Origin of the sequence: Psychromonas sp. SR45-3 (assembly GCF_014163575.1) — a bacterium.
Classification (GTDB): domain Bacteria; phylum Pseudomonadota; class Gammaproteobacteria; order Enterobacterales; family Psychromonadaceae; genus Psychromonas; species Psychromonas arctica.
Window position 1 is genome coordinate 1 of record NZ_JACJDP010000018.1, and the last position, 18,106, is coordinate 18,106.

General features: G+C 37.9%; 16 protein-coding genes. 7 read left to right on the forward strand and 9 right to left on the reverse strand.

The annotated features are described in order from the left end of the window. Nucleotides 1-282: 282 nt before the first annotated feature. A complete protein-coding gene (locus tag H5084_RS19755; protein ID WP_259396764.1) occupies nucleotides 283-468 on the reverse strand; it encodes a putative quinol monooxygenase in 186 nt (61 codons plus the stop codon). Nucleotides 469-673: 205 nt separating this feature from the next. Between H5084_RS19755 and H5084_RS10960 the strand changes: the two genes are divergently transcribed. Both H5084_RS10960 and H5084_RS10965 read left to right on the forward strand, forming a co-directional pair. Beyond that, entirely contained in the window at nucleotides 674-1,462 is a 789-nt protein-coding gene (locus tag H5084_RS10960) for an AzlC family ABC transporter permease (protein ID WP_245600400.1), read from the forward strand. Further along, on the forward strand, nucleotides 1,459-1,776 hold the full coding sequence (locus H5084_RS10965) for an AzlD domain-containing protein (RefSeq protein ID WP_028868571.1): 318 nt from the start codon (nucleotides 1,459-1,461) through the stop codon (nucleotides 1,774-1,776). Before H5084_RS10960 ends, H5084_RS10965 begins: the two co-directional genes overlap by 4 nt. Nucleotides 1,777-2,000: 224 nt before the next feature. Here H5084_RS10965 and recA read toward each other — a convergent pair whose 3' ends face one another. Continuing rightward, on the reverse strand, nucleotides 2,001-3,047 hold the full coding sequence (gene recA, locus H5084_RS10970) for a recombinase RecA (RefSeq protein ID WP_028868572.1): 1,047 nt from the start codon (nucleotides 3,045-3,047) through the stop codon (nucleotides 2,001-2,003). 79 nt (nucleotides 3,048-3,126) lie between these two features. Next, nucleotides 3,127-3,627: a CinA family protein gene (locus H5084_RS10975; protein WP_028868573.1), complete on the reverse strand. Its 501-nt coding sequence runs from the start codon at nucleotides 3,625-3,627 to the stop codon at nucleotides 3,127-3,129. Nucleotides 3,628-3,670: 43 nt separating this feature from the next. Between H5084_RS10975 and mutS the strand changes: the two genes are divergently transcribed. The 4 genes from mutS (at nucleotide 3,671) to H5084_RS10995 (ending at nucleotide 9,970) form a co-directional block, all read left to right on the forward strand. Beyond that, nucleotides 3,671-6,280, forward strand: a complete 2,610-nt coding sequence (gene mutS / locus H5084_RS10980) for a DNA mismatch repair protein MutS (protein ID WP_028868574.1) — start codon at nucleotides 3,671-3,673, stop codon at nucleotides 6,278-6,280. Nucleotides 6,281-6,630: 350 nt separating this feature from the next. Further along, the gene (locus tag H5084_RS10985) at nucleotides 6,631-7,770 is read left to right on the forward strand and encodes a Na/Pi symporter (protein WP_182690476.1); all 1,140 of its coding nucleotides are present in this window, start codon (nucleotides 6,631-6,633) and stop codon (nucleotides 7,768-7,770) included. Nucleotides 7,771-8,005: 235 nt separating this feature from the next. Then, entirely contained in the window at nucleotides 8,006-8,710 is a 705-nt protein-coding gene (locus H5084_RS10990; protein WP_037071475.1) for a response regulator transcription factor, read from the forward strand. 6 nt (nucleotides 8,711-8,716) lie between these two features. After that, nucleotides 8,717-9,970, forward strand: coding sequence for a HAMP domain-containing sensor histidine kinase (locus H5084_RS10995; RefSeq protein ID WP_182690477.1), 1,254 nt, complete (start codon nucleotides 8,717-8,719; stop codon nucleotides 9,968-9,970). Nucleotides 9,971-10,100: 130 nt separating this feature from the next. On the opposite strand, the gene H5084_RS11000 is transcribed toward H5084_RS10995, so the two are convergent. Beyond that, on the reverse strand, nucleotides 10,101-10,679 hold the full coding sequence (locus tag H5084_RS11000) for a nucleoside triphosphate pyrophosphohydrolase family protein (RefSeq protein ID WP_182690478.1): 579 nt from the start codon (nucleotides 10,677-10,679) through the stop codon (nucleotides 10,101-10,103). Nucleotides 10,680-10,884: 205 nt separating this feature from the next. After that, nucleotides 10,885-12,261, reverse strand: coding sequence for a guanine deaminase (guaD, locus tag H5084_RS11005; protein WP_182690479.1), 1,377 nt, complete (start codon nucleotides 12,259-12,261; stop codon nucleotides 10,885-10,887). A 595-nt stretch (nucleotides 12,262-12,856) separates the two neighbouring features. Between guaD and H5084_RS11010 the strand changes: the two genes are divergently transcribed. Continuing rightward, nucleotides 12,857-14,317, forward strand: coding sequence for a hypothetical protein (locus H5084_RS11010; protein ID WP_259396765.1), 1,461 nt, complete (start codon nucleotides 12,857-12,859; stop codon nucleotides 14,315-14,317). 208 nt (nucleotides 14,318-14,525) lie between these two features. Here H5084_RS11010 and H5084_RS11015 read toward each other — a convergent pair whose 3' ends face one another. From H5084_RS11015 to H5084_RS11030, 4 genes are read right to left on the reverse strand one after another with little or no spacing between them, the layout of a single operon-like run. Then, nucleotides 14,526-15,452, reverse strand: a complete 927-nt coding sequence (locus tag H5084_RS11015; RefSeq protein ID WP_051369115.1) for a metal ABC transporter solute-binding protein, Zn/Mn family — start codon at nucleotides 15,450-15,452, stop codon at nucleotides 14,526-14,528. Next, nucleotides 15,452-16,330 carry a metal ABC transporter permease gene (locus tag H5084_RS11020; RefSeq protein WP_028868580.1) on the reverse strand — a complete coding sequence of 293 codons (879 nt, stop codon included), beginning with the start codon at nucleotides 16,328-16,330 and terminating at the stop codon, nucleotides 15,452-15,454. Before H5084_RS11020 ends, H5084_RS11015 begins: the two co-directional genes overlap by 1 nt. Further along, nucleotides 16,330-17,061, reverse strand: coding sequence for a metal ABC transporter ATP-binding protein (locus H5084_RS11025; RefSeq protein WP_182690480.1), 732 nt, complete (start codon nucleotides 17,059-17,061; stop codon nucleotides 16,330-16,332). The genes H5084_RS11020 and H5084_RS11025 overlap by 1 nt, the downstream gene beginning before the upstream one ends. After that, nucleotides 17,061-18,059 (reverse strand): metal ABC transporter solute-binding protein, Zn/Mn family, encoded by a 999-nt coding sequence (locus H5084_RS11030; protein WP_259396767.1) that lies wholly within the window; start codon nucleotides 18,057-18,059, stop codon nucleotides 17,061-17,063. Before H5084_RS11030 ends, H5084_RS11025 begins: the two co-directional genes overlap by 1 nt. Nucleotides 18,060-18,106: the final 47 nt, after the last annotated feature.

The window sequence follows — 18,106 nt, forward strand, 5'->3', positions numbered from 1 at the left end:
GTAAATGCTCAGGGCTAAGCTATTTATGCTTAGTTCAAGGCGAAAAAGCGCAGTTTAGTGGTTTAAATGAGCATTTTTCAACGAAGAAATAGGCTTAAATAGCGACGGCCTGAGTAGTTACAAAACAATAAACTTAACTGTGAGCAGGTTAATATTAAAGCTATAACGGGTTAAATATCAGTTTAATTCAGTCATTTCACTGACATCAAATGATTCGATAGCTCCTTCAACCACGGCACGGTATTCTGACATATGCGTATTTTCCCTATGTTTTTGCCACGCTTATCGAGATTGCCAACATTCATAAAAAAGAAAGTGCTCAGGGTTATTATTATTCTGGTGTAAACGATATTCTACACAGCCAGCTTCAACGAGTGTTGGGTCAATTAGTTTAGTCATTTCACTTTTTACAAAGTCACGCAGCCCTTGTTTAACAATAATACTCGCAACGATAGTCAAATTTGTCATTTACAATCCTTTCAATAATTGAGTTTATTAGTCGAATATCTTTGGCAAAGCATAATCCTACAATGTTAAATGCACACCTCATTTATCGCTATCGATACAAAAAAGGGATTATTCATCTTAAAATATTTTAAAAGTAGATTCTTTAACTACTTAGCATTAAATAATTTATTGAAATGAATAAGAAGGTTTTATTAATCATTCTGTTGTGGTCAAATACGGGCCATATTCTATTCGTCTACTCAAGGAGAGTGCTATCAATCATCAACAGCTTAAAAAAGCCGAAATGAAAGCAGGTTGCAAAGCTGCTATTCCATTGATCATAGGCGCAATTCCTTTTGGTATTTTATTTGGTACATTAGCGCCAACCAGTGGCCTTTCTGTTTGGGCAACCATGGCAATGTCACTTATTGTGTTTGCAGGATCCGCTCAATTTATTGTACTGGCATTAATTGCAGTGCAAGCACCGCTAGAGATTATTTTATTAACTACCTTTGTGGTCAATTTACGTCATCTATTATACGCAACCGCATTAGTGCCTCGAGTAAGCCATTTACCATTTGCATTACGCACACTATTAGCCTTTGGTTTAACCGATGAAACCTTTGCTAATATGAGTCAACGTTACCAACCTGGCTCTCCATTAGGCGACGACCATCAATTTGCACACTTCTTTTATCTGGGCTCTATGTTTAGTTTTTATATCACTTGGAGTTCAGCAACGGCAATAGGTTTAGTACTGGGTAATATTATTCCAGATATGACAAGTTGGGGATTAGAGTTTGCGATGTCTGTGACTTTCATTGGTATGGTAATACCCTATTTAAATACTAAAGCCATGTTTAGTGCAATGTTCTGTGCAGCGATAGCTTCCTTATATTTTGCTTACTTACCTAATAAATTAGGGTTAATTATCAGCGCATTAATCGGGGTTGCCGCCGGTTTATCTGTTGTTCATTTTCAGAAGATGTCGATTAATCAAGGAGAGCAAGCATGAATGAGTTTTGGCTAATATTGGGAATGTTTGTGATCACTTTTGGTATTCGCTTTGTGATGTTTGCTTTCGCAGGAAAAATCACTTTCCCTATATGGATGCAACAGTCATTAAAATTTGTTCCTCCTGCCGTCTTAACTGCGATCATCGTACCCGCAGTCGTGATGCCTTTTGGAGAAATGGATTTCAGCTTCAGTAATGTATATTTATTAGCAGCCATCATTAGTGTCATTATCAGCTTAGTGACAAAGAGCTTATTAAAAACCATCTTCTTTGGCATGCTAGTGTTTTTGTTATTAAAATTTTTAATCGCTTAACTTTTAACTTATTAAAATAACTTATTTCTTCGTTGTAAGTTTCGTAAAGGGAATAACCATTTGCCTAAACTTACGCCTTAAACTAAGTTATTTTTTCTGTGTAAAATTTAGAGCTCTAATTCGATATAATTGGTATAACAAAAAACCGATGCTTTGTGGGCATCGGTTTTTATTTTTTGCTAGTTAGCCACAGTTAAACAGTAACTAATAACTCATTAAGCTAGTTACTCAGGTGCTTCTGTTTCAACTTCTTTTGATTCTGCTTTCAAATCAGGTTTTACTAATAATATTTCACGTAACTTAGCATCTAACTCTTTAGCCGCAGCTGGATTTTCATCTAAGAATTTACATGCATTGGTTTTACCTTGACCAATCTTGTTACCATTATATGAATACCAAGATCCTGATTTTTCAACCAGTTCTTGCTTAACACCTAGGTCAATTAACTCACCGTAATTATTAATACCTTGACCATACAAGATTTGGAATTCAGCTTGTTTAAACGGTGGTGATACTTTGTTTTTAACGACTTTAACACGCGTTTCATTACCCGTGATCTCGTCGCCATTTTTAACTGCACCAATACGACGGATATCTAAACGTACTGAAGCGTAGAATTTTAAAGCGTTACCGCCGGTTGTAGTTTCAGGGTTACCAAACATCACACCAATTTTCATACGAATTTGGTTGATAAAGATAACCATGGTATTGGTTTGCTTGATATTACCCGTTAATTTACGTAATGCTTGAGACATTAAACGAGCTTGAAGACCCATGTGCGAATCACCCATGTCTCCTTCAATTTCAGCTTTGGGTGTTAAAGCCGCAACAGAATCGACAATTACAACACCAACCGCACCAGAGCGTACTAACATGTCGCATATTTCTAATGCTTGCTCACCCGTATCTGGTTGTGAGATAAGAAGATCGTCTACATTTACGCCTAATTTTCTTGCATAGCTTGGGTCAAGCGCATGCTCAGCATCGATGAATGCACAAGTCTTGCCTTGTTTTTGTGCTTCAGCAATAACCTGTAATGTCAGCGTCGTTTTACCTGAACTTTCTGGTCCGTAAATCTCAACAACACGTCCATAAGGTAAACCGCCTATGCCAAGCGCAACATCTAAACCTAATGAGCCAGTTGAAACAGATTCGATTTCCATCATTGCTGCGCCATCTCCCAGACGCATGATTGAACCTTTACCAAATTGTTTCTCAATTTGGCCTAATGCTGCCGCTAATGCTTTATCTTTATTCGCGTCCTGACTCATATTCTCTCCAGTGATGTTCTATAATTTACTGTATATTCATGCAGTATACTGCTCATTTATACAGTATCAAGTGTTTTTATTAAAAATGTGTTTCTATATTATCGATTAACCCTAATAAAGCTAAACGAATGGCTTGTGTTCTTACCTCTGAGCGATCCCCAACAAATAAATAGGTTTCAGTTTTGTGACCACTGTGTGCGTTATACCAAGCAATGCATACCGTACCAACTGGTTTTTCATCGCTTCCACCATCAGGTCCTGCAATACCACTTATCGCAACCGCAATATCAGCATCAGAATTCTTCACTGCCCCAATTGCCATGGCATTAACGACTTCTTTTGAAACGGCCCCAAACTCATCAATCAGATCCGCATCTACGCCTAGCATTTGTGTCTTGGCGCCATTACTATAAGTCACAAAACTACGATCAAACCACAGCGAACTTCCAGAAATTTCTGTAATAGCGTATGCTACGCCACCACCGGTACAGGATTCAGCAGTGGTCGCAATTAAACCTGCATTAGTGAGTTTTTCTCCTAATACTTGCGCCAATTCTTTAACGGTTTTTTCAGTAAACATAATTTTCCGCCTTTTTTAGAAATAGTTATTAAGTGTATTCATTATGAAGCCAACAGCGCAAGAATTAAAACAACATACTCCGATGATGCAACAGTTTTTAACCTTAAAAAGTGAAGTGCCAGACACCTTACTCTTTTATCGCATGGGTGATTTCTACGAGCTGTTTTTCGATGACGCTCGTAAAGCCTCTCAGTTATTAGGTATTTCCCTCACTCAACGGGGTAAAACCGGTGGCAATGCTATCCCTATGGCCGGCGTTCCTTACCATAGTGTGGAAGGCTATTTAGCAAAACTAATTGCGCTCGGCGAATCAATTGCTATTTGTGAACAAATTGGTGACCCAGCAACCAGTAAAGGGCCTGTTGAACGTAAGATTGTACGTATCATCACCCCAGGTACGATCACCGATGAAGCTTTATTAGATGATAAACAAGATAATTTATTATGTTCAGTTTATCAGCAAGGCGACACCTTTGGTATTGCTTCCTTAGATATTGGTAGTGGCCGCTTTATTGTTAATGAAGTAAATAAAGCGGAATCACTACAAGCAGAAATACAGCGCTTGAATCCAGCAGAACTTCTGTACCCAGATAATTTTGAATGTGTTGATTTAATTGAGCACTTACCTACAATTCGCCGCCGCCCTGAATGGGAGTTTGAATTAGGTACCTGTAAAAATATCTTAACTCAACAACTCGGCACCAAAGACTTAGTGGGTTTTGGGATTGAAAAAGCACATTTTGCTATTTGTGCTGCAGGCGCATTATTACAATACTTGAAAGATACACAACGTACTGTACTGACGCATATCCAATCGATCACTTTAGAGCAAAGTACAGATACTGTTATTTTAGATGCGGCCACACGTCGTAACTTAGAACTGACCTTTAATCTTGCTGGCGGTACTGATAATACGTTAGCACAGATACTAGATACCACAGTAACACCAATGGGCAGCCGTTTGTTAAAACGTTGGATCCATCAGCCTATACGCAATTTAACCGTGCTCAATTATCGTCAAACCATGATTCAAACACTAATGGATTTCGACTTGACCGATGCCCTTTCAATTCCACTTAAACAGATTGGTGATATTGAACGTGTAATTGCTCGCCTTGCATTACGCTCTGCACGTCCGCGTGATTTGACACGTTTACGCTGTGCTTTCTCTTTACTACCGGAGTTACAGCACTTAATCGCGCAATTACCTCAAGACCTAGTGGCTAACCTTAGCGAAGAGATGGGTAACTATCCAGAGTTATTGAACCTATTAGAAACGGCGGTTATTGATAACCCGCCGGTATTGATTCGAGATGGTGGAGTGATCAAGGAAGGTTACAACAGTGAACTAGATCATTGGCGTAACTTATCTAAAGGTGCAACGGACTATTTAGAAGCACTAGAAAAACGTGAGCGAGAAAGCACTGGTATCAGCACCTTAAAAGTCGGCTATAACCGTGTCCATGGCTACTTTATTGAAATAAGCCGAAGCCAATCGGCGCATGTGCCGGAACATTATGTACGCCGACAAACCCTTAAAGGGGCTGAACGATACATTATTGCCGAACTAAAAGAACATGAAGAAAAAGTGTTATCAAGCCAAGGTAAAGCGCTGGCATTAGAAAAACAACTCTATGAGCAACTAATTGACTTACTATTGCCTCACTTAAAAAGTTTACAGTTTACAGCTAAATCTCTAGCGGAGTTAGATGTATTAAATACATTAACTGAACGCGCATTAACATTAAATTATGTTCGCCCTGTTTTGCAGCAACAAAGCGGGATTGAAATAGAAGAAGGCCGTCATCCAGTTGTAGAGCAAGTAAGTAAAACCCCGTTCATCGCCAATCCAGTTAACTTGCATGATAAACGTCGCATGTTAATTATTACGGGGCCAAATATGGGGGGTAAATCCACCTATATGCGTCAAGTAGCTCTGATGGTATTAATGGCACATATCGGCAGTTTCATTCCAGCGCAAAGTGCAACAATTGGCCCTATTGATCGCATTTTCACCCGTATTGGTGCCTCTGATGATCTTGCGAGTGGTCGTTCAACCTTCATGGTGGAAATGACAGAAACAGCTAATATTTTGCATAATGCTACGCCAAACTCATTAGTCTTGATGGATGAAATTGGTCGTGGTACCAGTACCTTTGACGGCCTCTCTTTAGCTTGGGCTTGCGCGGAGCAATTAGCACAAAAAATTCAAGCATATACTTTATTCGCAACGCACTATTTTGAGTTAACACGCTTACCTGAAACCATTCCAGAATTAGTTAATGTGCATCTTGATGCTGTTGAACATGGCGATAGCATTGCCTTTTTGCATGCTTTACAAGAAGGTGCTGCCAATAAAAGTTATGGATTACAAGTTGCCGCATTGGCGGGTGTTCCTAAATCAGTATTGGATAATGCAAAGCAAAAGTTACAACAGTTAGAAGCCTCCTCACTGCAATCGCAAAAGCAATCACAACTTAACTCTCAGCCGTTAATAGAAAGTAATGCAGAGCAAGCTTCGGTACAATGCAGTTTGGACTTTTCACAGCCAGAGCCGCATCAAGCCATCACTTTATTAGCCAGCTTAGACCCGGATGATTTAACCCCAAAACAAGCTTTGGCAATGCTTTATCAGTTAAAAGAACAGCTTTAATTTTTATCGTTATTTTTATTACTTTTTAATAATAGATGCTTAGACACAAATGTTTAACCGTTAGCCATTAAAATAAAGCAGAGTGTTTAATCACACTCTGCTTTTTATTTATTTTTGTCCCTTTTACTTTTCACTTATCAGCTTCCACCAATCATCCAGCCCTTTTTAAAACCCTAATAAAACCTTTATCTATTATAATTTTCAAATCAATAATCATCATTATTTTAAAATTAACTAATTTTTTATGACAACTGAAATATTTCTGTAACAAAACTCTGTTCTAATCGGCACATTAAAAAAATACATAACCTTTGTGCAATAAATAGCTTCCTAATAATAGGCTTAATAAAATGAATAATGAAAATAACAACAGTACTTTCAAACAACTAATTAATTGGTCTGCCGTGATCTTTTTAGTCTATTGCATGTTAGTTGCCGTGAGCACAGTTAGCAGCGGTTTTAAATTATTTTCAGGAGGAGCTGCAGGGGCTGAAGAGATATTTCAATTTGCAAGTAACCCACTTGTTGCCTTAATCCTAGGTACACTAGCAACGGCGTTAGTTCAGTCATCTTCTACCGTCACAGCAGTAACCGTTGGTTTAGTAGCCGGTGGTTTGCCAATTTCAATTGCAATCCCATTAATCATGGGTGCAAATATAGGTACAACGATCACTAACTCGATTGTTTCCATCGGACACGTGCGAGATAAGGAAGACTTCAAACGTGCTTTTAGCGCTGCAACAGTACATGACTTTTTTAACTTAATTGCAGTACTTATCTTCTTACCGCTTGAATTAATGTTCGGTTTATTAGAAAAGATGGCTGGTGCGGCATCACATTTATTGGTTGGTAGTGCAGATATGTCCCTTAAAGGTTTCAATTTTATGAAGCCTTTAACAAAACCTGGTGTAAATCTAATTTCAGATATGGCGTCTATTATTCCGGGGAAAATGGCTGGTATTGCAATGGTCATTGCCGGAGTTGCGCTTATCTTATTCTCAGTGGCTTTCTTAGGTAAAGTACTGAAAAAGGTATTAGTGGGTAGAGCAAAAGCCATCTTGCATAACGCTTTAGGTAAAGGTCCTATTGCAGGTATCAGTTCAGGCGCATTAATGACAGTGATGGTGCAATCTTCATCAACGACTACTAGCTTAATGATCCCATTAGCAGGCAGCGGCATGTTCACCACTCGTCAAATATATCCTTTCACGTTAGGTGCAAACATTGGTACAACGATCACCGCATTATTAGCAGCAACCGCAATTTCAGGCCCAATGGCAGAAGCAGCATTAACCATTGCTTTAGTACACTTCTTGTTTAACTTTCTTGCTGTTGTTGTTATATACGGTATTCCATTCCTACGTGAATTACCGTTAAAAGGTGCAGAGAAACTAGCTCAAGTGGGCACAGAGAATAAACTGCTCGCCTTTGGGTACGTTATCGGCACCTTCTTTATCTTACCCGGCTTAATTTTAGTTGGTGTACGTTAATAAGAAGCTTAAGTTTAACGGCTACTTAACCCTAAAAATCTGCATATACTTACAAGCGACTCAATGAGTCGCTTTTTTTGTCTCATCACCTATCAAGCTACACAACTTTACAACTTCACAACTTCACAACTTCATAAAAACTAATTGTTTGGTCTTAACCATCTATTAACCTTACAATTGTTATTGTATTTGCCTCAAGTAAAGTTCTACCGATTACACAAATTAAGGAAAAATCATGGATTCAAATAAGTTACAGTTATTGTTAGTTGAAGATGATATTGACTTGGCAACTGCCGTGATTGACTACTTTGAGCTTGAAAAAATTCACTGTGATCATGCTGCTAATGGCCTGTCGGGGTTTAACCTGATTAAAACGAATAGCTATGATGTGGTTATTTTAGATTTGAATATGCCTAAAATGAATGGCTTAGAAGTGTGTGAAAAACTCAGGGCTCAGGGTATTGATGTGCCTATATTAATGCTCACAGCAAAAGATACATTGGATGATAAATTACAAGGTTTCTCCAAAGGAGCCGATGATTATTTAGTGAAACCTTTTGCGATGGAAGAGTTAATTGTAAGAGTACAAGTATTATCTCGTCGACGTAGCGGGCAAGTTAAAAAGCTCAATGTTTGTGGTTTAGAATTAAATACCAAACAACAAACGGCGTCACGTGACGCTATGCCCTTAAAATTATCCCCTATAAGCTTTAAAATTTTAGAAACATTAATGCTTGCAAGTCCAAACCCGGTGAGCAGAGAAAAATTAGTACAAAGTGTCTGGGGGGAGCATCAACCTGATAGTAATAGCTTAAAAGTACATATGTATAACTTAAGAAAATCGGTGGATGGCAAAGTAAATAACGAGACTGAAAACAGCAACAATAATAAATTAATTCACACCATTGTCGGTTATGGGTTTGTTTTAAAGAATGAGTAATAAGTTATGAAGATCATCCCAAGTTTAAAGCTGTATTTTTTAGTCATGATGCTGATAACAGGTGTTGCTACCATTTCCATCATGTCCGTAGTTAGCTTTAAATATTTTGTTTATGGTATTGATATCGCAATCGGTGATTCGATGCGTTCTATTGCGAATATTGAAAATGTCTCAGAAGGAAACCCCGTCGGCATTAATGATTTTGTTGTGGCCAGTAGATGGCAAGACCTTCCTCCTATTATTCAAGAAAAATTAGATCAAAATAGCTTAGAAGACAATCAATTATTAAAGGCGCTTGATGGTAAACCTCCTTTTTCGCAACCTAAAGCCGCTTACTTTGCGATCAGGTTAGATGTTGATGGTCAAGAGCGTTATATTTCATCAATGCTTACGTCAGAGAGTAGGCCTAAATTCGAAGACTCGGGGCCGCCACCTTTTATAAACCTGCTGCTGATTGGGTTAACGGTAATGGCTTTGTTTACCCTAGCCCCTTATTTTATTTTGCGAAAAATCGCGACCCCCGTAGAAAAGTTGATGCTGTGGGCGAAACAATTAAATAAAAAACAATTGTCTCTTCCTGCACCTGATTTTCATTATAGTGAATTGAATAGCTTAGCTAAGATTGTGCAATCGAGTTTACAATCAGTGCAAACCATTTTAAAACGAGAAAAACGCTTTTTAGGTTATGCTAGCCATGAGTTACGCACTCCCATAGCAGTCACTCGCACTAATACTGAGTTACTACGAAAAATGATATCGAAGGGTATTAGTAGTGAAAAACAACTGGTCGTATTAGACCGTATTGAACGCGCGAGTATTACCATGACCGATTTAACCGAAACACTATTGTGGTTAAACCGCCAATCTGATAAATCCATCCCAGTTAAATCAATCTCATTGGGTTTAATGACACAACAATTATTAGAACAACTTACTTATTTATTAAATGGTAAAAATGTAGATGTCACGATTGAAACTGATATCAGTATCCATTCTTTACCTGAAGCACTATGTCAAATTGTGATCACTAATCTCATTAGAAATGCTTTACAGCATACTCAAGAAGGCATTATAACGATCCAACAATCTAAGAGTCGCCTCGTGATCAACAATCAAAATATGAGTGATGATAAGCATGATGAAGAGCTTGGGTTTGGCTTGGGATTAGAGTTAACGGCGAGGTTAGTTCAGCACTATGGTTGGCAATATGAGAATGTTGCAACCGCTAATGGACACCATGTAGAAATTAACTTTGCATGAGCTAAAAAAACCGCAGTTAGTAAGCGACTAACTGCGGTTTCAAACTTATTCAGTAATTTTTTGTTGAGTTACTAATTCACAATGACTTATTAACAGTGATTTAATCAGCAACAACTTAGCTAATAAGGTATTAACCGTTAACTAGGGGAGCCAAATCGGCAGGGCGGTAAAATACCGATTTAAGCACTTTACCTTGGCGAACTAATTTACCTTCTAATTGTACATCTTCAGCACACTTAGCAATGATAAATTCACCTTTAACACTATCTACTAATTTCACGCCTTGCTCAGCATAAAAAGCTTCTGTTTCAACATACTCTTGCTGGTTACGACATACTTTACTCATGTTGCTTGAATGCACTTCATCCCAACACGCCATGAAATCAATATTACGTTGCTTGGCTACATTTAAAAACAGATCCACTAAATAGCTAATAGCGATATTATCTTCAACATTTTTATTGCCAAGGTGAACCACACGCCCCATTAAAACATACACACTATCAACAATCGCATCCGCTTGTTCAACTTTGCATGGCGCTTCTGCCAACTCAGTTAATTCTTCAATAATCAATGAACTATGTAATGCATCTGCTTTTTCATCCAAGGTTTCTGGCGCAGCACAAGGCAGATCGAAGGTTTCTCTAAACTGCGTAATATCGGTATAAAGTTTATCGTAAACTGCAGCGGTTAATTGAGTTAGTTTCATGGTATTTCCTGTTACAGACTAAATGAGAGCAATAAGACAAAAGGTGCTAAATTCACAAACAATAAACTAGCACCAACATTATACTTTTTGTCTTAATGACTATCTAAATTGGCATAAAGTGTAAAGTTTAAATTCTTTGCTCGCCTATAGATAGGGATAAACAAAAAATAATTAAGTTCCCTTATTATGCCTATTCAAAAACCCCTTATACAGCACTATAAACTAATTTCCCGGCAACATACGTAGCTTCAACATTACGCTCATCACCTAACATCATCAAAGCGAATAACTTATCCTGTAGGTTATTAGAGTTCTTTAATCGTAACTTTTGTAAATCCGTTGCTGCCCAGTTTAATGCCACAAAATCAGCTTCTTTACCTGTAACAAAATTTCCTATTTTGTCATCTAAGCTGAGAGATCTTGCACTGCCTAATGTTGCCAAATACAGGCCTTTAAAGACCGATAGTTTTTTGCCCTGCAGCTGCATGATTTTGTAGGCTTCACTAAGTGACTGCAGCTGAGAAAAGCTGGTACCTCCCCCTACATCTGTTGCTAAGCCAACACGAATATTATTTTTATCCGCTTTTTCTAGATCAAATAGTCCACTGCCTAAAAATAGATTTGAAGTCGGACAGAATGCGATCACTGAGTCCGTTTCAGCCATTGCTTGCCACTCGGTTTCAGTAAGGTGGATAGAATGTGCAAAGATAGACTTATTACCCGTCAGCCCATAATGTTGGTAAACATCAAAGTACCCTGCTCGCTCTGGAAAAAGCGATTTAACCCAATTAATTTCGTCTATATTTTCTGATAAATGCGTTTGCACATAAACATCTGGGTATTCGGCTTTTAACTGTCCTGCAAACTGTAATTGTTCAGGTGTTGAAGTAGGCGCGAAACGAGGAGTGATTGCATATTGTAAACGCCCTTTGTTATGCCACTTTTCAATTAATAGTTTGGATTGTTCATAACTTAATTGTGCATCATCTAAGAGGTATTCAGGGGCATTGCGATCCATCATCACCTTACCAGCTATCAATCGCATATCTATTTTTTGCGCTTCTTCAAACAAAGCATCAACTGATTCAGGGTGCACAGTACCAAATACTAAGGCGCTGGTTGTGCCATTTTTTAGCAGTTCATGAACAAAAAATTCAGATATTTTTTGCGCATACTCTTTATCAGAAAATTGTTTTTCGGTCGGGAAAGTATAGGTTTCTAACCATTCTAATAATTGTGCACCGTAAGCGGCTATCATCTCAGTTTGTGGGTAGTGGATATGAGTATCGATAAAACCTGGCATAATTAATTTGCCACGCTGATCTTCAACCGACTCGCATAAGTCTGCATTTTTTTGTTCAAAGGCTTGTAGTGATTTTATTTTACCATTTTCAATCACCATCAAACCATCTTCAATATATTGGTAAGCCTCTTCTGCATTGTCGAGCTGAGCAGGATCTTCAATAAAATGTAAGAAACTGGCACGAATTGCGTTAATCGCTGATTGTTCAGAAGTTGATGAAGGAGATGGTGTTGTAGTATTTAGATTAGTATTTGGATTAATATTTAGATTTTTTTGCATAGCAGTTTGCCCATAGTGATATTAGGTAAAATTCAGTTGAATTTAGTTAAATGAAAACTATGATTTTTGACTCGATAATACCGAGCCCTTGTTTCAAGCGTTTATTATTAACAACCGAAAATCACTAAAAGCTTACTTAATATAACCAAAATTTAGCCAAGCTTAAAGTATTAATTTATCTATCCGCTGTAATGTGAATGAATAGTATTGGCCTCATTATCAATTTTTATTGTTCTTTGTTACCTTCTTTAATGACTGAATTAAAAAAATGACTATATTTACACCTCACTCTACTGCACACTTTTTACTCATATTGTGGTAGAATATTGCTCGTATTAATGACCAATAGCATAAATAAATGAACTAAACGGTCATATAATTGGACTATTATCATTACAAATAACAGACCTCGCATCCCGATACCCATATAAAAATGAAACATCATATTTATAGTACTTGAAGCCTAGTTTTGGTGTTTTGCAATGCATTGCAAAAACACAATTTGCTTTGTTCAATTAAGATAATAATTTTTAATTTTTTACTCATTATAATTAATTACTATGGGATATAATTCCCAATAACTAAGGAGGAACCATTGCCCAACTTCACTTTAAAACAAGATGAAAAATTATCGATTAAACTAACCCATCATATGAAACAAGGGACGTTTAGACGTATCGATTTATATTTTTCACTTCCAAAAGAAATGGGCATCAATAAAGACACCTTAAGCGAAGTTGATTATTTTAATGCTGGCATTAACGGGCGACGCGCTTACCACACCAATGGCTTGCATTTACCACTATTACATCGTCGTTTTGCTAGTCGTATGAAACGCTCGACCACTGAATATAAAAGTAATTTAAACCTTTTCGCATACCAATACATTTCCGCATTAGATACCGATGCGAATGAAGTGTTGGCGATTAACGATAGTGAAGGTTTAGCTGACTTTTATCATGCGGCTGTTGATTTAACAGAGCATTGTTTAGATATTTTAAAGAAGCATCGTAGCCATCAACCAACCAGTGCCAAACTAACATCCATCTATGAAAACGTAGACAATTACCTATCTTGGTATACCGAACAAACTATCATGCGAATGTTGGTCAAAAAACCGCGTAACAGCGAGTTTAGTGAAACCCGTTTAGCATTGTTAGCTATTTGCGATGAAGAAAATCAATACCGCAAAAAAAAGGGCTATAACTCTGAAGCCACTTTAAAAGATCCAAACCGTATTGCTAATAAAATGCGTCTATTACGTCGCTTAATTGAATACGGCGTAATCTTTAAGAGCAAGACATTAATATTAGGCAATCACACTCGAAAATTGGTGACAGGTGTCGCGACCGCTTTATTGATGAGTGTGGTATTAGTGTTGATTATTAAAACGCAGGGTGCCTTTAGCCAATTAACCACGTTAATGATATTTATATTGGCGATCATTTATGGTGTGCGTGAAGTATTTAAGGACGAATTTAAGAATATGCTTTGGCGTTGGATTCGGCGCGGTAAACCTAAATGGTCGCGCACATTATTCGATTCGACTAATCAACAGGAAATAGCCAGGCAAAAAGTTTGGCTAGATTACAGCATCAGTAAGAAACTGCCTCAACAAAGTAGAGATTTGTTAGCTGAGCGTCATAGTCAAAATAAACAGAGTGCGCAGCTTTTGCATTACCGTATTGAATCACGTATCAGTAGGCAAGGTTTTCAGGCAGGTTACGATACTATTGAAGAAAATATATTTTTCAGTCTACGCCCATTAACTCGTTTTGTTGAGGGTGGAACAGGTAAGGTATTTGAACGCTTAGAAAGCACCTCAAATAAAGAAAAAATCCAAACCACCTCTATTGAACGACGCTACCAAATTAACGTCATTGTCGCATTAGACCAAGGCCAATATGATGCACAGTTTGAACGTTATAGAATTACTTTGAACCGTTCTGGGATTATTGAAATAGAGAAAGCCGGTGAAGCCAAAATTAAAGACAGAGCGGAAAAGAAACTGCAATCAAAACTATACTCGTTATTACATATTAAAAGACGTAAATAAATAATTGAATAATGAACATTCAACAACTAAAGAATTATCAATAAAAATAAGAAGTTAAATACTTATAAAGTAGAAGAGGCGTATAACACAGAAGTGAGATGCCGTTTATCACATAAATAAGAACGGCATTAGCTTTTACCATGCTTAAATTAAAGTACTGACTGCAACCATTATTAATATTAGCTGCAGTCATTCGCGCTTAGAGCATTTAAAATAACCAGCGTTGTAATGGTTTATCTAGCGTGATGCCAGCCCTTCCCCAACGGTCAATACTATCAACAACTAATATCTGATTAAAATCAGGTAATAATGCTTTTAGTTGAGAGGATACTTTACGCGTTGTGACTAACCACAACTCAGGCGATTCTGTTAATAACGCTTTTAAACTGGCTTTATCCTGCGCTGTCCACTCCAATTCATCTTTAAATAATCGTTCTACTACAAACAACTGATTTGCCGAAGCAAAGTCTTCTAGCTGATCCGATAGCAATACAACGGAATCAATCTCTTTAGCAAATAAAGTTTGCTGTTGTTGGTTAATCAACGAACGAATATCAATCAATAACTGTTGTTGATTTTTTTCTATTACAGGTGCTTTTTCTGGCCAAACTTTCTTTAAATCTTCACTCACAATACTTAGCATAGTGCTCAAATTATTTGGATTTAACCACGCATAAATTGAACGCTCTGCACTTGGTAAGGTAACTGAGGCAATGCCTCGGCTACGAGGGGATAGTGATTGTGAAGCATCTACCTCAATCAGTTTAATATTCCCCTGCCGCGCATAAATGAATAGAGGATCCTGCGCCCATAGTGCGCTTAATGTAATGGCAACAGTGGCTTGTTCTCCTGCTTGATATGCTTTTTGCTCGCCTTTATTTGCATACCAATTATTTAAACGATCAATACCGTAACGCTTAGGTGCTAAATAGGTGGTGCTAATTGTTGTCCCTTTCATTAACTGGGTCGCCAACATATAAGTCACTGGGGTAGTGGTTAAAATATCTTTGGCCATTAACTGGCTAGGTAATAAGAACAATATAAGTAATAAAATTCGCTTAAACAGAAGAGATTTTTTTAATGTATTCGATGTTTTACATTGTTTAAACTTTTTAACTTTATTTAAGGCATTCATCATTGTTTCCTCGCCACAATTCGATAGACCGTTGCGATTAAAAAGAAGCTAGCCGCCACTAAAATAATTGACGCGCCAGAGGGAATAGGCAGTTTTAATTCCATTGGTAACAAAGTCCCAATTAAACAGCTTAACGTAGCTAACAATGAAGACAACAGAACAAAACTGCCCATGCTTCTGGTCATTAAGCGCGCCGTTGCTCCGGGTATTAATAGCAATGCCCCCACTAAAACAGCACCAACAATTTTCACCGCAGCAATCGTCACTAAGGTGATCATCATGACAAATAAGTAATCATAAAAGTGCGTATTATAACCACGTACTTTAGCGATATCAGGGCTAATTGAAGCTAATAAAATACGATTAAAGGTAAACATCAACCCAACAATAATAAGTAGGCAACTGGCACCTAATACTAATAAATCAAAGTCGGTAATAGTTAATATTGAGCCAAATAACACATTCTCTAACATGTGAATATTAATTTTACGTGCCACATACATTAATAATGCAGCACCACCAGCTAGCGCAACAGCAAGGAACACACCTACTAAAGTATCGTAAGGTACTGCGGTACGGTTACGTACAAAATGCAATAACAACGCAAAAATCATGCAGAAGCAGAACAAGCCTATGATTGGGTTTTCAGGAGGTTCCCCTAATAGTACGCCAATAGCAATGCCGGTTAATGCGGCATGCCCTACCGCCTCGGAAAAGAATGCAAGACGTTTAGCAATCACTAATGTGCCTAATCCGCCCAATAGTGGTCCAACTAACAAAGCAGCCACTAAAGCATTGACCATAAAACCATAGGCAAAACTTTCACTTAACCAGCCAGCTTCCGAACCTTGGTTTGCCAATAAACGTAACCAATCCATTAAGCGACTTCCTCATTTTGATGGTTTGAATGGGTGCGATAATGATTAAATAATCGTTCTATTTTATTTGGCTTTAATACGTCTTCTGCCAATCCACTTTCCAATAAAGTTCCATTCACTACATGCACCACAGCCTGTAAACGGCGTACCGCACTAATATCATGATGTACGACTAAAATGGTTTTTTTTTCTTTCACAAGGTCAGCAATCAATGACTCAAAATAGCGAACACCCTGGTCATCCATGCCATTAGTAGGCTCATCCAAAATCAATAAATCAGGATCATCCAACAAGGCTTGTGCAAATAAAACGCGTTGCTGCTCGCCGCCAGACAATTGGCCCATTCTAAACATGGCGCGATCTTCCATTCCCAAACGCGCTAATTGTTGCAGCGCTTTGACCTTGTGTTTTTTATTAAAGTTAAAAAATAAAGGTGAGCGACTTTGATTAAGTAAAATAAAATCTAATACAGTTAATGGCAAGCTAGGCTCAAAGGCTGCCTTTTGTGGCACATACCCTATTTTACCTTTTCCCTTTGGCCAATGGATATTCACCTCTCCTTTAAAAGGCGTTAACCCTAATATCGAACGTAATAGTGACGTTTTTCCTCCCCCATTAGGGCCCATGATGACATGGCATTCACCCGCTCCTAAGGTTGCAGAAATATCCTGTAACACAATGTTATTTTCATAGCGTAAACTAACCTGATTTAATGAAATAGAGGGCCCCACTACACACCACCTTTTTGTGCTGCAGTAAACTTCATGGCTTCCACTAAGGTATTTAAATTTTGACGCATTTCAATTTCAACTTTGTCCGCGAGATAAGCACCGTGGGTCATGTGTGAGAAACGGTATAATTTAATTCCTGTTTCTTTTTCGATGGTATCAACATAACGATTTGGCATATTTAGCTCATAAAACAATACATCGATTCCAGATTCTTTAATCTTTTCGATGGTTTCTTGCAGTTGGCTTGCACTTGGCTCAACACCGTGTGCAGGTTCAATAACAGCACTGACTTGCACACCAAACTCCTGCAGAATATAACCATAAGCATTATGCGTAGTGGCAACCTTCATACCTGCGGTATTAATATCGCTTAAGTCCATCATTGCTTTATGTTTCATCTTTCTAAATTTCAAAGCATAAGCTCTTGCATTTGCACGGTATAACTTAGCGTTGCCGGGGTCTATTTTAGACATTTCATTGGCAATGCTATAAACCTTTTGAATGGTTGTTGCCACACCAACAAAGGTATGTGGATTAACAACGCCATTGCCGACAGATTGCCCCATTGCAGGTAATAGAGGCACATCTTTATTCGCTTTGATAATAATAAGATCATCACGGTCAGCAGCTTTAATTACTTTTAATGCAAAATCATCGTGCCCAATAGCATTAACAACAATCACATCCATTAAATTTAAACGACGTAAATCATTGGCTTGAGGTTGGTAGTTGTGTGGGTTAAACCCTTCATCAACAAGGGGCAATACATTCACTTGGTCGCCAACCACTGCTTTCACGTAGCTATAATAAGGTTGTAACGTAATGCCAACCGTTAGTTTTTTTTCTTGTCGATTCTGTTTGCTGCTTTGTTGTTTAAGTTGCTTAGGTTGAATCTTTTGCTCATTTTTTAGATCAACTTGTGCATAGCTTTGCAAACTCGTCAGCGTTAACAATAAAAGCAATGAGAAGCGTTTAAGCATAATTAATAATGTCGCCATGGAAATTTCCTAATGCTGATGTCCAGCGTCGTTTTACTGTTCAGTAC

Excerpts from the sequence above, each read along its gene's own strand:
- H5084_RS19755 (WP_259396764.1), bottom strand. The coding sequence starts at position 468 with ATGACAAATTTGACTATCGTTGCGAGTATTATTGTTAAACAAGGGCTG.
- H5084_RS10965 (WP_028868571.1), top strand. The coding sequence starts at position 1,459 with ATGAATGAGTTTTGGCTAATATTGGGAATGTTTGTGATCACTTTTGGT.
- recA (WP_028868572.1), bottom strand. The coding sequence starts at position 3,047 with ATGAGTCAGGACGCGAATAAAGATAAAGCATTAGCGGCAGCATTAGGC.
- H5084_RS10975 (WP_028868573.1), bottom strand. The coding sequence starts at position 3,627 with ATGTTTACTGAAAAAACCGTTAAAGAATTGGCGCAAGTATTAGGAGAA.
- mutS (WP_028868574.1), top strand. The coding sequence starts at position 3,671 with ATGAAGCCAACAGCGCAAGAATTAAAACAACATACTCCGATGATGCAA.
- H5084_RS10985 (WP_182690476.1), top strand. The coding sequence starts at position 6,631 with ATGAATAATGAAAATAACAACAGTACTTTCAAACAACTAATTAATTGG.
- H5084_RS10990 (WP_037071475.1), top strand. The coding sequence starts at position 8,006 with ATGGATTCAAATAAGTTACAGTTATTGTTAGTTGAAGATGATATTGAC.
- H5084_RS10995 (WP_182690477.1), top strand. The coding sequence starts at position 8,717 with ATGAAGATCATCCCAAGTTTAAAGCTGTATTTTTTAGTCATGATGCTG.
- H5084_RS11000 (WP_182690478.1), bottom strand. The coding sequence starts at position 10,679 with ATGAAACTAACTCAATTAACCGCTGCAGTTTACGATAAACTTTATACC.
- guaD (WP_182690479.1), bottom strand. The coding sequence starts at position 12,261 with ATGCAAAAAAATCTAAATATTAATCCAAATACTAATCTAAATACTACA.
- H5084_RS11015 (WP_051369115.1), bottom strand. The coding sequence starts at position 15,452 with ATGAATGCCTTAAATAAAGTTAAAAAGTTTAAACAATGTAAAACATCG.
- H5084_RS11020 (WP_028868580.1), bottom strand. The coding sequence starts at position 16,330 with ATGGATTGGTTACGTTTATTGGCAAACCAAGGTTCGGAAGCTGGCTGG.
- H5084_RS11030 (WP_259396767.1), bottom strand. The coding sequence starts at position 18,059 with ATGGCGACATTATTAATTATGCTTAAACGCTTCTCATTGCTTTTATTG.